The 15,025-nt window shown below is 45.9% G+C and carries 16 protein-coding genes; 2 read left to right on the top strand and 14 right to left on the bottom strand.

Annotated features, from left to right (window positions below; translation table 11 throughout):
- Positions 1-39: 39 nt before the first annotated feature.
- The 6 genes from hpt to pth form a co-directional block, all read right to left on the bottom strand.
- Positions 40-576, bottom strand: a complete 537-nt coding sequence (gene hpt / locus AC5162_RS01935) for a hypoxanthine phosphoribosyltransferase (RefSeq protein WP_496533575.1) — start codon at positions 574-576, stop codon at positions 40-42.
- Positions 576-1,895, bottom strand: a complete 1,320-nt coding sequence (tilS, locus tag AC5162_RS01930; RefSeq protein WP_496533574.1) for a tRNA lysidine(34) synthetase TilS — start codon at positions 1,893-1,895, stop codon at positions 576-578. Before tilS ends, hpt begins: the two co-directional genes overlap by 1 nt.
- Before the next feature lie 54 nt (positions 1,896-1,949).
- On the bottom strand, positions 1,950-2,339 hold the full coding sequence (locus AC5162_RS01925; protein WP_496533573.1) for an FtsB family cell division protein: 390 nt from the start codon (positions 2,337-2,339) through the stop codon (positions 1,950-1,952).
- 77 nt (positions 2,340-2,416) lie between these two features.
- Positions 2,417-2,689: an RNA-binding S4 domain-containing protein gene (locus AC5162_RS01920; RefSeq protein WP_496533572.1), complete on the bottom strand. Its 273-nt coding sequence runs from the start codon at positions 2,687-2,689 to the stop codon at positions 2,417-2,419.
- On the bottom strand, positions 2,679-6,221 hold the full coding sequence (gene mfd / locus AC5162_RS01915) for a transcription-repair coupling factor (protein ID WP_496533571.1): 3,543 nt from the start codon (positions 6,219-6,221) through the stop codon (positions 2,679-2,681). Before mfd ends, AC5162_RS01920 begins: the two co-directional genes overlap by 11 nt.
- Positions 6,222-6,223: 2 nt before the next feature.
- Positions 6,224-6,790, bottom strand: a complete 567-nt coding sequence (gene pth, locus AC5162_RS01910; protein ID WP_496533570.1) for an aminoacyl-tRNA hydrolase — start codon at positions 6,788-6,790, stop codon at positions 6,224-6,226.
- A 111-nt stretch (positions 6,791-6,901) separates the two neighbouring features.
- Between pth and cbpA the strand changes: the two genes are divergently transcribed.
- The gene (gene cbpA / locus AC5162_RS01905; RefSeq protein ID WP_496533569.1) at positions 6,902-7,549 is read left to right on the top strand and encodes a cyclic di-AMP binding protein CbpA; all 648 of its coding nucleotides are present in this window, start codon (positions 6,902-6,904) and stop codon (positions 7,547-7,549) included.
- A gap of 58 nt (positions 7,550-7,607) precedes the next feature.
- Here the strand turns inward: cbpA and AC5162_RS01900 are convergent, their stop codons facing one another.
- The 6 genes from AC5162_RS01900 to AC5162_RS01875 form a co-directional block, all read right to left on the bottom strand.
- Entirely contained in the window at positions 7,608-8,291 is a 684-nt protein-coding gene (locus tag AC5162_RS01900; RefSeq protein ID WP_496533568.1) for a hypothetical protein, read from the bottom strand.
- A gap of 34 nt (positions 8,292-8,325) precedes the next feature.
- On the bottom strand, positions 8,326-8,997 hold the full coding sequence (locus AC5162_RS01895) for a DUF421 domain-containing protein (RefSeq protein ID WP_496533567.1): 672 nt from the start codon (positions 8,995-8,997) through the stop codon (positions 8,326-8,328).
- Positions 8,997-9,440 carry a DUF3290 family protein gene (locus AC5162_RS01890; protein WP_496533566.1) on the bottom strand — a complete coding sequence of 148 codons (444 nt, stop codon included), beginning with the start codon at positions 9,438-9,440 and terminating at the stop codon, positions 8,997-8,999. Before AC5162_RS01890 ends, AC5162_RS01895 begins: the two co-directional genes overlap by 1 nt.
- Before the next feature lie 153 nt (positions 9,441-9,593).
- A complete protein-coding gene (gene groL / locus AC5162_RS01885; protein WP_496533565.1) occupies positions 9,594-11,219 on the bottom strand; it encodes a chaperonin GroEL in 1,626 nt (541 codons plus the stop codon).
- A gap of 48 nt (positions 11,220-11,267) precedes the next feature.
- Positions 11,268-11,552, bottom strand: coding sequence for a co-chaperone GroES (gene groES / locus AC5162_RS01880; protein WP_496533564.1), 285 nt, complete (start codon positions 11,550-11,552; stop codon positions 11,268-11,270).
- 181 nt (positions 11,553-11,733) lie between these two features.
- Positions 11,734-12,480: a nitroreductase family protein gene (locus AC5162_RS01875; protein ID WP_496533563.1), complete on the bottom strand. Its 747-nt coding sequence runs from the start codon at positions 12,478-12,480 to the stop codon at positions 11,734-11,736.
- Positions 12,481-12,564: 84 nt separating this feature from the next.
- On the opposite strand from AC5162_RS01875, the gene AC5162_RS01870 reads away from it, so the two are divergent.
- Positions 12,565-13,050 (top strand): FUSC family protein, encoded by a 486-nt coding sequence (locus AC5162_RS01870; protein ID WP_496533562.1) that lies wholly within the window; start codon positions 12,565-12,567, stop codon positions 13,048-13,050.
- A 32-nt stretch (positions 13,051-13,082) separates the two neighbouring features.
- Here the strand turns inward: AC5162_RS01870 and AC5162_RS01865 are convergent, their stop codons facing one another.
- Entirely contained in the window at positions 13,083-13,916 is an 834-nt protein-coding gene (locus tag AC5162_RS01865; RefSeq protein WP_496533561.1) for a Cof-type HAD-IIB family hydrolase, read from the bottom strand.
- Positions 13,917-13,980: 64 nt separating this feature from the next.
- Entirely contained in the window at positions 13,981-15,021 is a 1,041-nt protein-coding gene (locus AC5162_RS01860) for a lipid II:glycine glycyltransferase FemX (protein WP_496533560.1), read from the bottom strand.
- Positions 15,022-15,025: the final 4 nt, after the last annotated feature.

Below are 15,025 nucleotides of genomic sequence, written 5' to 3'. Positions count from 1 at the left end.
ATTTGCTATATAGTATAGCCAGTTAAGATTAAACGAATCTTAACTATAAATATCTTTTTTCAAAATGCCAACATATGGCAAGTTCCGGTACAAACCGGCATAGTCAAGGCCGTAACCCACAACAAATTCGTTGCGAACATCAAAGCCAATATAATCGGCGTCGATTTCAACCTTGCGGCCGCCTTTCTTATCCAAGAAAGAGGCAACCTGGACGGAGTTAGCACCCCGGTCTTTGAGCAAGTCCTTCAAATATTGAAGAGACTGACCAGTATCAACGATGTCTTCTAAAATCAAAACATCGCGACCCTTTACATCCGACTGAATATCCGTTACTAACTGGATTTTGTTTGATGAGTTGACCCCACCATGGTAAGAAGAAATTTTAATAAATTCCAAGTCCACGTACAAGTCGATTTCTCGGATCAAGTCGGCTGTCCAGAGGTAAGCACCCTTTAGTACTGACAGCACCAGGGGCTTGCGGCCAGCGTAATCCTTGGTGATCTGTTGACCAAGTCGGCTGGCAGCTTCTTGTATTTGAGCTTGGTCAAATAATACTTCTTCGATATCGTTATCCACTAGTTTTCCTCAATTCGTCGCCATACTAACCATTGTGTTGCTTGACCGGGTCCTAGCACCGGCCGCTTGGTTGGAAAATACCATTGCATTTCGCCCAACCAAAGGCCAAGGACCTGGTCTTGTTCTCCCAGTAAAAACCAGGTGTTAGGCCTGTTTCTTACTGGAATTTTGTGGTCAATTAAGAGCCTGCGAACAGTTTTTTCACCGTTTGAAATCAAGACTTTGTCAGCCCCCAAGGCTTGTTTTAGCACTGGGGGTGTCTTCAAATCGCCTGGTAAAACCACCGTTTTTTCGGAACCTTCTGCCGGATTTTTTGTCCAATAAAGCTTTCCGTGGTCAAAAAATTGCCATTGGTCTAATTTTAACACAAGTCTTTTCGGCTTTTGCTGGATTTTTATCTTTTTTTCATTAGTTGTCAAAAAAAGCCGGTGATATGCTTTTACAAAAATCCAATCCTTTGCTAAGGTCACCGTTCCGTTTGGCCGCTGGTCATTTTTTAACAGCTGGATAATCGATTGAACTTGCCCATCTTTGATTGCAAAGACGCCGACCTGGTTGAACCAGGCTAGCAAGGCTTTTGGCCACCAGGGTTCTGGCACTGTTTGAAAGTCAGTTTGAAAGTCATCGACATAGGCTTGGGCCTGGCTTTTCAGTAGGTCTTGGTCAGCTTGTTCTTTCTTGGCAAAGGCTGCCAGGTGGTCTTTGACCTTTGGATTAATCTGCGCTAAAGCCGGTAAGATTTCCTGGCGGATTAAGTTCCGACCAGTATAGGTTGGATCTTGGTTAGTAGCATCCTCCCGCCAATTGAGCTGGTAGTGCTTCGTATAGTCTAGCAGGTCTGCCTTCGTTAGTGCCAAAAAAGGTCGGCGGTACTGTTCCTGATCAGCGGTAATGCCGGTTTTCTTTTGACCAAAACCACCACGGACCAGCTGCAAAACCAATGTTTCGACCAGGTCATCTTGGTGCTGGGCCAAAACTGTTAAAGAAGCACCAACTCTTTTTGCCACTTCGGCGAAGAAATCATAGCGAATTTGCCGGGCTTTTTGCTCGACACCTTTTTCACCAGCAAGCGGTGCTAACTTTTGGTAAAAAGTTTGCCCGTGACTTTCGGCCATTTTTTTTACAAAGGCGGCATCCCCATCCGCTTCCGGTCTCAACCGGTAGTTAACGTGAGCGACAGCCACCTGGACTTCAGGTAAAAACCGGGTGAAGGCATCCAATAAGACCGTTGAATCCAGTCCACCAGAAACCGCTAGAACGACTCGGTCCGGCCACTCTTGTTCTTTAATTGTTTGTTCAACTGTTTTTTTCTGGCTCATTATTTTTCAAAATTCAAGAAAAGCCACCCGCAAGGGTGGCTTTTTATACAACCATTACTGGTTTGGTAAGTTATAAATGGTTTCATCTTTTTTCGAGTAACCATACTTATCACGGAGGATTTGCTCAAGGTAAGCCGTATCCTTCAACTGGTTAGCCGTTTTTTTCAAAGACTTGTTATCTTTTTCAGTTGCTTGCAACTGAGTTTCTGTTTTCGTTAATGCTTGGTTAGCCGCGTGCAAACGGACCTGGCCCATAATTAATTGGACCACGAAAATCGACGCAACGGCCAAGCCAATCAAAACAATCCGGCGTTCACGCAAGCGGTGTGCCTTGGCGTAATGACGTTTTGTCGCCTCACGTCGTTTATCCGATGCTTCGATTTGCTGGGCAATTCGGGCATTTAACGGTCGAATATTTGATTGTAGTCGACTATTATCTGCCATGACCAACCTTCCTTTATCTCCTATTTTTACACAGATATTACGGACATGCAACCGTTATTTCAGGCTTTTAAGCAAATTTAACCTTCTGAGTAATCTCGGTCATATGTTTCGGAAATGACCTCGTACATCTCCGTTGCTTCTTCCTTCTTAACAATTTCGGCTAACTTCAAGACTTTAATGGTCAAGGTCTTGTTACCAAAATGGATAGTGACCTGGTCATTGGTCCCAACATTAGCGGCTGACTTAGCAGTCTTACCGTTAATTTCGATCCGGCCTTGGTCGGCCAAGTCTTTGGCCACCGTCCGGCGCTTAATAATACGTGATAGCTTTAAAAATTTATCAATTCTCATCGGTATTTTCTTCCTTATTTGTCAGTTCCAGCACTGCTTGTAAGAACTGTTGGAGGTTTGTCAGCCAATAAGCTGACTCTTCTTTCAAATCAACGGTTAACGTCACAGCCAATTCAGGCTGCTTACCATCGACCACGGCCTTGTAAGGAACATCCTGCAAGGCAGCAAAGATGGTCTCACCGGCCAACTTTGGTGTCATTTCTTCGGCAAAGCGAACAGTTAGGCGGTTTTGCTGACGGCGGATTTGGGTCACACCAGCCTCATCGGCCAGGTTCTTAATTTGTGAGACCAGCAAGAGCCGGGCAACTTCGTCTGGGTATTCACCAAAGCGGTCAATCAAATCGCTTTCAACATCGGCGAAGTCATCTTCGGTTTTAGCCTGGCGGATTTGCCGGTACAAGTCAATCTTTTCACTGGCGTCTTGCACATAATCATCTGGCAAAAAGGCCAACACACCCAGGATTAATTCGGCATCGGTCTTTGGCTGGTCACTTTCAACTTCATCCCCCTGCTTTTTGGCCACAGCCTCTTTAAGCATTTGGGTATAAAGGTCGTAACCGACCGAGTCGATAAAGCCGTGTTGCTGCTTTCCTAAGAGGTCGCCAGCCCCACGGATGGATAAGTCGCGCATGGCAATCTTAAAGCCAGACCCCAACTCAGTAAAGTCGCGGATGGCCTCCAGCCGCTTCTCGCCCTCTTCACTTGGCGTTCGGGTAAATGGATAAGTGAAGTAGGCATAGGCCAGCCGGGCTGACCGGCCGACCCGGCCACGGAGCTGGTAAAGTTGGGACAGTCCCATGTGGTCAGCGTTGTCAACAATCAGTGTATTGGCATTTGGAATATCAACCCCGGTTTCAATAATCGTGGTCGTGACCAAGACATCAAATTCCTGATTCAAGAAGGAGTACAAGATTCCTTCGAGTTGGACTTCTGACATTTGCCCGTGGATAACAGCCACGCGGGCATCTGGGACCAAGTCCTGGATTTGGTCAGCAATCCGCTCCAAGTCTGCCACCCGGTTATGCAAATAAAAGACCTGGCCGTTTCTAGCTAATTCCTTACCAATCACATCGCGAACCAGGGTCCAATCGAGCTCAACCACGTAGGTTTGGATTGGGTACCGGTTCAATGGTGGTGTTTCGATCACTGATAGGTCCCGAGCGCCAACCATCGCCATGTTCAAGGTTCGAGGGATTGGAGTCGCCGTTAAGGTCAAGACATCGACGTTAGTTCGTAGTTGCTTCAGCTTTTCCTTGTGCTTAACCCCAAACCGTTGTTCTTCATCAATCACTAAGAGCCCGAGGTCAGCAAAAGAGACATCGGCGCTAAGCAGACGGTGGGTCCCCACCACAATGTCGAGTTCATGGTCTTTTAAAGCCTGGATGGTCTGCTTGTTTTCCGCGGCCGTTTGAAAACGAGACAAATGACCAATCCGAATAGCTGGAAAGTCAGCAAACCGTTCGACCAAGGTTTCATAGTGCTGCTGAACCAAAATGGTCGTTGGTGCCAAAAAGGCAACCTGTTTACCCGCATGAGCAGCCTTGAAGACCGCCCGTAAGGCAACTTCAGTTTTTCCAAAGCCAACATCCCCAACCAGGAGTCGGTCCATTGGTCGGATTTTTTGCATATCCGACTTAATTTCTTCAATACTACGAACTTGGTCCGGGGTTTCCGGATAGGCGAAGTCGTTATCAAACTTAAACTGAGCTTCATCATCTGGTGGGAAGGCATAGCCTTGCTTGGCTTCCCGTTCGGCATAAAGCTCTAACAAGTCATCAGCAATGTCTTCAATCTTGGATTTAACCTGGGTCTTCGTCTTCTGCCACTCGGTTCCACCCAGCTTGTTGACCTTCGGCGCCTTGCCGGCATCCGAACCGCCAACGTATTTTTGAATCAAGTTTAATTGCGTCACCGGTAGGAAAATCTTGGCATTTTTCTGATAAGCAATCACTAAATAATCCTGCTTACCACCGTCAGATTCCAGGCTTTGCAAGCCCTGGTACTGGCCGATTCCATGGTTCAAATGGACGACATAGTCGCCCTCTTTCAACTCGTTATAAGACTTCAACCGCTCAGCGTTGGCCATCTTGCGAGACTTGCGGGCCACCGGCTTTCTCGCTTTGGCAAATAACTCGCGTTCCGACAGAACCGTCAAGTGGCTCATCGGCCATTCAAAACCGGCTTCTAAGTTACCAATAATAATCTGAACCTGGTTGGCTTGGATCGTTTCTTGGATATTAACAACAATTTTTTGGGCCGCTAAGGACTCAATTAAGTTGTCCGCCCGGTCACGGTCACCAACTAATAAGACCCAGGTCAAGCCCCGTTCTTGGGCATAACGGAGGTCTGTCACCAAGGCCGGCAACTGGCCATAGTACTGCTTTGGTGGTCGGGAGGTAATTTCCTCTAAGTGCGCAAAAGTTAAGCGGTTCAGTCCGCGCTTAAAGTTGGCAATTAAAAGTTCAGCCTGGTTGCCCTTGGCCAAAACGGCTTCCAAATCGGCCTTAATCGTCAACGGCGGTACGATTTGGTAGGATTCAATTTGCTGGTCGAGCCACTCGGTATCTAAGGCCTGTTGGTTCAGCAAATTTTCCTGGATCCGGGCGTATTCATCAAAGACAAGCAGGCCGGTTTCATCCAAGTAATCCAGCAAGGTCGTTTCTTCTGGAAAGAAGTACTTTAAGTACGGCAAGATTGCCTGGTCCCGCCGCCCCTCGTCTAAAGCCTGCTGGGTCTTATCAAAGCCTTCCGTAGCGTGTTTCTTTTCCACGCCAGCTAAGCCCTTCCGGTAGTCAGTAAAGGCTTCTTCCAGTCTCGTCTTACCGGCCTGGTAGCGGTCTTTATCAATCACTAAGTCAGTCGCCGGCTGCAAGGCAACTTCTTGAACGGACTCCAAGCTATTTTGCTTGATTGGGTCAAAAACCTTAATCGCATCCAGCTCATCATCAAAGAAGTCCAACCGGTAAGGATTGTCAGAAACGGGCGGAAAGACGTCAAAAATTGACCCCCGCTTGGCAAATTCACCTGGGTTTTCTACCCGAGTGACCAGGCGGTAGCCCAAAGTAACCAACTGACTAGTTAATTGGCCAAAGTCATAGGTCTGCCCAACCTTTAATGCTAATTGGGCCGCTAAGAAATCCGCTTGTTGTGGTTCAAACCGGGTAAAGGCCGACAAATTTGCCAAATACAGCCCAGGTTTTGACTGGGCCAAGGCATTTAAAGTAGCCACCCGGTCTGTCACAAAGGCGTTAGAAGAAATTGCCAGTTCCGTTGCCAACGCCTCTTCTGCTTGGAAGAGGTACAGGTCTTCTTCACCAACCAGGTCCGCTAATTCGGTTGCCAGGTCATTTAAGTGGGCCTGAGTATCCGTTAAGACAACGATTGGTTGCGGTTTAAGTTGGTAAAGGGTTGCTAAAGAAGCGGCCTTGGCGGCCCCGTTTACACCCAAAAAAAGCTGACGTTCGCCAACTTTTTGCTGTGCGCTCAAATTCTTCAGCGCGGTTTCATTTGTTAAAAAATTTGTTAATTGCATGGTCACCCATTGTACGCGTTACTTAACTGTGCTGCATCAGCACCCTTGACCCAGTCGACCAAAGCTTGGTCGACCTTTTGAAAGGTTTCGTCCCAAGTGGCTAAGTCCTCTTTTGAGAACTTGCCCAAGACATAGTTGACGACAGATTCGTGGTCGTGGTCTGGGTGACCAATCCCAAACTTCAACCGTAAGAATTCCTGGCTCTGAGTATGAGCCATAATCGACTTCAAACCGTTATGGCCACCAGCAGACCCCTTGGCCCGGAAGCGAATCTTACCAAAGGCAGAATCCATATCATCGGCCAAAACTAAAATATCATCAACGTGGCCACCGTAAAAGTCCAAAAAGGCCCGGACAGCCTGACCAGAATCATTCATATAAGTACTTGGCTTTACCAGCCAAACTGTCTCACCGTCAATCACCGTTTTGGCAGCAGAGGCGAAAAGCTTTGTCGGCGCGAAGGAAACACCCTGACTATCAGCGAAGTGGTCAACGGCCATAAAGCCGATATTGTGCCGAGTTAAGTCATAATTTTGTCCAATGTTTCCTAGACCAAAGATAAATTTCATGAAATTTCCTTCCCAATTGCAAATGTCGTCTATCTTTTCTATTATAGCACGGCAAAGTCTTTGAAATGTGTTAAGATAGACCCAGAAGACACTTTTCAAAGGCAGGCAGATATGTTTCCCAAGTCATTAATTATTCCAAAAAATAAACTTTTGACGGTTTCAGAAGACACCACCATCCAAGAGGTTTATGACCTCTTTCAAAGTAAGGAAGCCGACCACATCCGGACCATTCCAATTTTGGACTCAACCGGCCACCTCTTTCGGGGAAACATCTACCGCCAGCACGTTTACGAATACATCACCCAGCACGGCGACACCAGCAAGTTGGCAACGTCGATTATGCGTAATTCGACCAAGTTTATTTCAACTTCGGCTAATTTCTACGAATTATTCTTTTCAATCCGTGACCTGCCCCACATTGCTGTTGTCGATGACAGCCACCACTTCATGGGTGTTTTGACCCACGCGACTTTGATGAACTTATTGTCTCAGTCATGGTCACTGGAAAAGGGTGGCGTGGCCTTAGCCGTTAAGGACCAGCAGCACCGTGGCGACTTACAAAAGATGGCCAAGGTAATTACTCGCTATGCCAACATCGAATCCGTTCAATCAATCCAGGCAGAAAAGAACGCCCCATTGGCAGTCTTGTTCACCTTACCATTGACCGAGGATTCACCAATCTTGCGCAAGATTATCACCAAGTTGGAAGCAAAACGGTTCCAGGTTCTCTCAGTAGAAAACCTCAGTCAATTTATGTAAAAATCAGCATTGAAAAACCAGCCAGGATCGAACCTGGCTGGTTTTTATTTGCTTAAATTCATAAAGTATCAACGAGTAGGACTAGGACCAAAGCGCTCATTGTAATCATCAAGTTTCGCACCGGTAAATCAGCTGACTTATCCAAGTCGGACTCTAGGCCCACCGCCAACGCCTGGACCATAATCAATGGCAAAAGCACAATCATCGACCAAGCCAAAAGTGGTAGATAGCCGGCAAAAATCATTAATAGGATCTCAACGTAGGCCACAATTGGTAAGGCGATAAAGAACGGCCGCAACCGGCGGTATTGGTGAATCGCCGCTTCGTCCTTCCCCTTTTCATCCATCACCTGTAGCCGAACTAAGCGAATATCATCGGCTAAGTAAATTGCCACCGATAACAGGATAAAGGGCAAGGAAACACCAAGCCAAACTAAGAGCATCAGCCCCGTCACCTTAAAATTCAAGTTCCAAGCAACCTGGAAGGCGAAGAACAGATAGGGCAAAACCAGGTTAGTTGTCCAATCAAACCGACCAAGGGGGTGGTCTACCTTACCGCGGTTAACTGCCACAGTATCAAAAGCCCATTTTAGGGCCATTACTATCAAAACAACCGTAACCGACCGCCACCATGAAAATTGGTGGTACCGCCACCAGGCATAGGCCCCACCAAGAATTAAAGGAGCAACTGTAGGCCAAATACTACTCTTTTGAATTTTGTTAAAAATAGTTTTAACCGCCACTTTGCTCTCCTACATTATCTGTTATAACCGTTTATTAGTCGTGCTTCTTTGATTGTTGGTCTGGCTGTACATATGGCGTCAAGCGTAACTTACCTTCAATATATTCACCAACAAAAATATCATATATTCCAGAATAACCGGCCTCAACGACTTGGTTAGTTAACCAATCTTCATCTTGGTCGATTGCATCCAGCACATCTTGATTAGCTTGTCCATCATAAATAACTGGATACTTGGGATTTTGTTCACCATATTCGATAACGGTCAACTGGCCATTTTGTTCTAAGACCGCCCGCTTAACCTTGGCGATATCATAAACCTGCTGTTCCCGAAGTTTCAGCATCAAATCTGAAGCAGATTTACCGGACATCACGACTGCATCTACATCTATTTTACCATGGTTAACCACAATTGTCGGTTTCCCATCAATTACACGTTTAACCCAACTGCTATGGTCACGCAAAAATTTAAGTACCATCACCAACAAAGTCCAGATAATCAAAACAACAATGAACTGCATTACCGTAATGGCTTCAGAATAAATGGTTCCTCCAATGATGGCACCCAAAACATAGTTTTGAACTTGGTCCAAAGCTGAGGCCGGTGCGAGGTTCCCTTTTCCATAAATATTTAACTGAACAATCAAGACAATCAAACCAATACTTAACTTTAAAAAGATTGGCAAATACATACTTGTAATACTCATCAGTCTTGGACCTCCACGTTCTTATTCATCAAGTAAACCTGGGTCCGTGAATAGGACTGGCCGTCTTGGGCAATTGTCAACTGGTAGTAATCTTTACCCTGCTTAGCGATAATTCCAGTGGCCAAAGAGGTCGAATTAAAGGACAAGTTCTTTTCCTTAATCTTTTGGTCATGGGCATAATTTTTAGCAAAGGTTGCCATCTGAGTTTGCTCAGAATTCTTTGCTTTCGTATTTTCCAAGTTAATCCACTGAAAAGCTGCAAAAAGCAAAAAGAGTAAGAAGGCAATAATTGTCAAGTCGCGGTACCGAGTGTTTAAACGATTTTTAGCGTTAGCCACCACGCCCATCGCCATTAGAACAAAAGTCACAACGACCATTGTTATACCAATTGTATTCGTCAGGCTGGTCTGCCTGGATAAGTAATCTACACTGTAAAATGTCATTTGTTACCTCCAGATTTATTGTATCACAAGGATTTAGAATAATTGTAACCTTGTCCACCAAAAAAGCTAGTCTTTTTCAAGACTAGCTTCGAAAAAATGTTTTTTATTAACGTGAGCTAAGCAAAGATAAAAATTAGAAATTTTGAAAAATAATTACATCATTCCAGGCATTCCAGCAGCCCCACCATCAGACATGGCCGGAGCGTCAGCCTTTGGTTGCTCGGCAACCACAGCTTCAGTCGTCAACAGCAAGGCTGAAACTGAGGCAGCATTTTGCAAAGCTGACCGGGTCACCTTGGTTGGGTCAACGATTCCGGCCTTGACCATGTCAACCCATTCATCAGTCTTGGCATTGTAACCAGTTCCTTCAGGTTGTTCCTTTAACTTGTTAACAATCACAGACCCTTCCAAACCAGCATTCTCAGCGATTTGGCGAACAGGAGCTTCAAGGGCAGCAACAACGGTCTTCACACCGGTCGCAACATCCCCTTCTGCCTGAACACTAGCGGCAGCTTCCATGGTGTTAACCAAGGCTGTTCCACCACCAGCAACGAAGCCTTCTTCAACCGCGGCCCGAGTAGCGTTCAAGGCGTCTTCAATCCGGTACTTGCGTTCCTTCAATTCAGTTTCAGTAGCGGCACCAACGTTAATGACGGCCACACCGCCGGCCATCTTAGCCAAACGTTCTTGCAACTTTTCCTTATCAAAGCTTGAAGTCGTTTCGGCAATTTGCTGCTTAATCGTTTCGACTCTGTCCTTGACCTGGGACTTGTCCCCGGCGCCTTCAACAATCGTGGTATTATCCTTGGTAACGTTAACCTTATTGGCCTGACCAAGTTGGTCAATCGTCACGTCCTTCAAGTTCAAACCAAGGTCGTCTGTGACCACTGTTCCACCAGTCAAGATAGCAATATCTTCTAGCATGGCCTTGCGGCGGTCACCAAAACCAGGGGCCTTAACAGCCACAACATTAAAGGTTCCCCGCATCTTGTTCAAAACCAAGGTTGGCAAGGCTTCTCCGGTGATATCATCAGCCAAAATCACCATTGACCGGCCTTGTTCAACAACTTGTTGCAAGACAGGTAAGATGTCTTGGATATTGCCAATCTTCTTGTCGGTAATCAACAAGTAAGGATTGTCCAAGTTAGCTTCCATCTTTTCGTTGTCGGTCACCATGTACTGGGACATATAACCGCGGTCAAATTGCATTCCTTCGACCACGTTCAAAGTCGTCTCAATTCCCTTGGACTCTTCAATTGTGATAACCCCGTCGTTACCAACCTTTTCCATTGCTTCGGCAATCAACGAGCCAACTTCTTCGTTAGCTGCTGAAATCGAAGCGATTTGGGCAATTTCATCCTTGGTCGAAACGGCATGAGACATATCGTGAAGCTTTTGAACGGCAGCGGCCGTCGCCTTTTCAATTCCAGTCCGGATACCAACTGGGTTGGCACCAGCAGTCACGTTCTTTAACCCTTCGCCAACAATGGCCTGCGTCAAAACGGTCGCAGTTGTGGTACCATCACCAGCAATATCATTAGTCTTAGAAGCGACTTCGGCGACTAACTTGGCCCCCATGTTTTCAAAGTGGTCGTCCAAGTCGATTGCCTTAGCAATCGTAACCCCGTCGTTTGTGATGGTTGGTGAACCGTATGATTCTTCCAAAACAACGTTGCGTCCCTTGGGACCAATCGTCGTCTTGACCGTATCTGCCAACTTATCAACGCCGACCTTCATCTTAGATCGAGCATCTTCTGCAAACTTTAATTCCTTTGCCATAAAAATCTGCCTCTTTTTCTTAATTACGATTAATTTAACTGTTCAAACTTATTCAACGATGGCAATCAAATCTTTTTCATGCAAAGCCAAATAGTCCTGACCATCAAAGCTAACTTCTTGGCCAGCAAACTTATCAAAGAGAACTTGGTCGCCTTCTTTAACCGTCATTTCAAGCACTTGGCCGTTGTCAGTCTGCAAGCCAGCTCCAACAGCTACAACCTTTCCAGTTAGCGGTTTTTCTTGGGTATTGGCGGCTAAGACAATGCCACCAACCGTTTGCTCGCTTTGCTCTGGCACGCTGACAATCACGCGGTCTCCTAATGGTTTTAACATAAATCGAATCCTCCGTTTTATAAGTTTTAGCACTCTATTATTATGAGTGCTAAACTACCTTTAGTATAGCACGGGTCACTTTCATGTCAACAACCGATTTACGAATTTTATCGGATAAAACCAGCCCTTTTTGACAAATAAAAACAGCCCAAACTATCATACGTTTGAACCGTTAAAAAATTTATTTTAAGTTAAAACCTTTGTCCTTTGGATATTGTGACAAGGCTGAGTTAGCCGGAATCTTCTTGAACAAAGATTCATTGTGCTTCGTCCAGTTCGTCTCCATATCCCGGTTAGCAAAGTACTCAGCCATTGTCTGGTCGTATTCCTTGACCGCTTCTTCCAATTGATCTTCTTGGTAACCGTCTGTCATCAAGGAACCTGCTAATGGCAACTTTGGCTTGATGCCAGGCATTTGGTCAGGGTAACCAAGCGAGAAGCCCATGATTGGCTTCACGTACTTTGGCAAATTCAAATTTTGCTCATAAAGTTCGTAAGCACCCATGGCACCAGCCATCGTCACCGATCCAATTCCAAGCGATTCAGCAGCTACTTGGACCCGGCCCAAGGCGATTGATGCCGAAACAATCCCACCTTCAAGGTATTGGTAGTGGGCCAACCGGTCCTTCATGATTTGAACCGTCTCTTCGTCTTGGCCGATAAAGACTTTGTTCCAGTCAACGGCAACCACAAAGTACCGGGTCGCATTTTCGATATACTTCATGTGAACCTTATCAGTAATCTGCTTCTTTAAATCTTGGTCGGTAATTTCAATAAAGGTGACTGGTTGAAAGTTCTGCATATTAGGGCCAGCTAAGGCTGCTGAAAAAATTTCCTCAACTTGGTCATCAGTCACCGGTTGATCGGTAAACGACCGGATTGACTGGTGGTCATGCAACTGCTTTAAAACTTGGTTATCTACTGTCATCAAAGAGCCCCTTTTCTGCAAATAATTTCTTTTCTGTCGCACTCTATGATACGCTTAATAGTACCAAGTTAACAGGAGTTTTCAATGAAAAATATTCAGTTCCGCCTCGGTATGCGGACCGTCAAGACGGCCATCGTGGTGATGTTAATCTTAATCACCTACTTCTTTATCGGTCGGTCCGCTTCCGTCCCTGCGATTGCGGCCGTCTTTGCCTTGCGAGAAAGTTGGGACAACACCATCCAATTCGCCAAGGTCCGGCTGGTTTCCAACACCGTCGGTGGGTTTTTCGCCCTAATGTTCTTCTTCGTCCGGCAATTATCCCACCATAACGCCTTGATGGAAATCATCTTCCTGCCATTATTTGTGATTGGCACCATTATGATTTTAGACGCACTGAATTATGAGCTGGGCATTATCGGTGGTCTCGCCGCCCTCTTGCTGATTGCCTTAACCATTCCAGTCGATGCGACCGTCGACTACGTCTTCTTGCGGATTTTTGATACCTTTGTCGGTGTAATTTTTGCGGTCGGGGTCAACTGGTTTGGCATCCCAAAAAATGAACACGACTAAATAAAAAAAGATGAGCCAATTGGCTCATCTTTTTATTTTAAGTTCAATTCTTTTTTAATCGTCTGCAAGACGCCCTCTTCGACACTTTGTGCGACTGCGAAGTCCTTGTCAGAGTGAATTTGCTTCATTTGGTCCGAAGCGTTTGGCATCAAATAAGCGTGGTTGTATTTGGCCAACATTTCAGAGTCATTGGTATTATCACCAAAAACCATCAACTCATCATCCAAGACATCGTAGTAGTCTTGTAAGACTTCTAAGGCCGCCGCCTTATTGACACCCTTTGGCAAAATATCAACTGATCCAAAACCAGACCCTGTCACGTGGATATCATCTCCAAACTGCTGGTTGATTTCATCGACGTGCTCTTGGACCTCTTCGTTTGGCCAAACAAAAGAAACCCCCAAGATTTGGTCATCAATCTGCAAGAGCTTTTCAACCTGGGTCACATTTGGATAAAACATGGCCAGCATGTCCTGGAACTCCTGACCAACATGGTTGGAAATGTAAGTTCCCTTCACCCCAGACAAAACAATCACATTATCAGCTGATTGCGGGTTTAGGCTATTCCAGTCGATGACCTTGCGAATCTGCTCTGGCGTCAGATAAATGGAGAAAAGTTCCTGACTGGCAGCTGCGACCACCGACCCATTCGAGCCAACATAGTCAATTTGGTCCAAGAGGCCATAATCAGCCATTGGGGCAAATAAGGACTTCAAGTTTTCAACTTGGCGACCCGAAGCAGCCACAAAGCGAACATTTCGGTCTTTGAGCTGCTTTAAGACAGTCGCAAAGTGGTCGTGGTTAAAATCATCTTCAGTTGGGAGGAAGGTGCCATCCATGTCAGAGGCAATCATCTTAATGGTCATATTCTGCCTTTCTGTCTAATCCTTAGTCGGCCAGTTACGTTGCTGGTGGGCTATTTTAGGCAATTTAGGCAAATTGCTCTAGGTATTTTTGGTAGGCGTCCTCATCAACCACCCAGTCCAATTCACCAATATATTCGACCTTAGGGTCGTGGTAAGCAAAACCGTGCTTAAAGCGGAACAAGCCATCGGTGTCGTCCAAGTGGTCAACACCACCAAAGTCATAAGCGACCTTGCCAACTTCAAGTCCCCACTTCAACATTTCCCATTGAATTAAGTAAGGGGCGTAAATCTTAGCAAAGGCGTTATCAGACCCGGCATACATGTACCAAATCTTTTCACCATAGGCAAAGCCAATGCCGGCCGCCACTACTTGGCCTTCATAGTGAGCCAAATAAATCCGGAAGTAATCCGAGTCTTGCCACAAAGCAAGCATCCGTTCGAAATACTCGATTGGACGGTAAGTAATTTCGCGGTGGTTAGCCATCGTTTGGTACATGTTAAAGAAGGCTTGAATGTCTTCTTTGCTGCGACCATAAGTCACCGTCACACCGTTTTTAATCGTCTTACGAACCTTGGTCCGAACTTCGCGCTTGAAGTGGAGCATCAATTCATCTTCGTTTGTAATTGGGTTAGCATCTTCACCACGACCATCGTAGTACAAGACCACGTTCTTACGAGGTTGAATGTTTCCGTGCATCTTTTCGATTTGTGTATTTCGGGTTTTGAAACCAGCTGCCTGGTAAGCGGCATTGAGCTGGTCAGAGTACATGATTTCTGGATCCATCCGTAACAAAAAAACGTTATCTGGTAAGGCCGCTAAGGCTTCTTCAACCAAGCCCTTCACCAATTCAACATCTTCAACATCTGCGACCGGGCCCTTTGGCGCGTAAGCTAGCAGCTTACCTGGGACTGCTTCAACCGTCAAAACAGAGATTGTGGCATCAATGTCGCCGTTGGCATTTTCGTGGTAAACGTAAACATGACCCCAGTTGGCCTTCAGTTCACCCCAGAGGGTATCTTGGGTAACCTGGCCCTTCGGATGCTTTTTAACAAAGTCCTGGAACCGAGCTACCTGGGTTTGGTCATTTAAATCAAGTACTGTCATAGTT

Source organism: Fructobacillus sp. ChS1-6f1-1-27 (genome assembly GCF_059579415.1).
The sequence above is the reverse complement of the archived record's forward strand: the minus strand, read 5'-3'. Positions and strand labels throughout refer to the sequence as shown.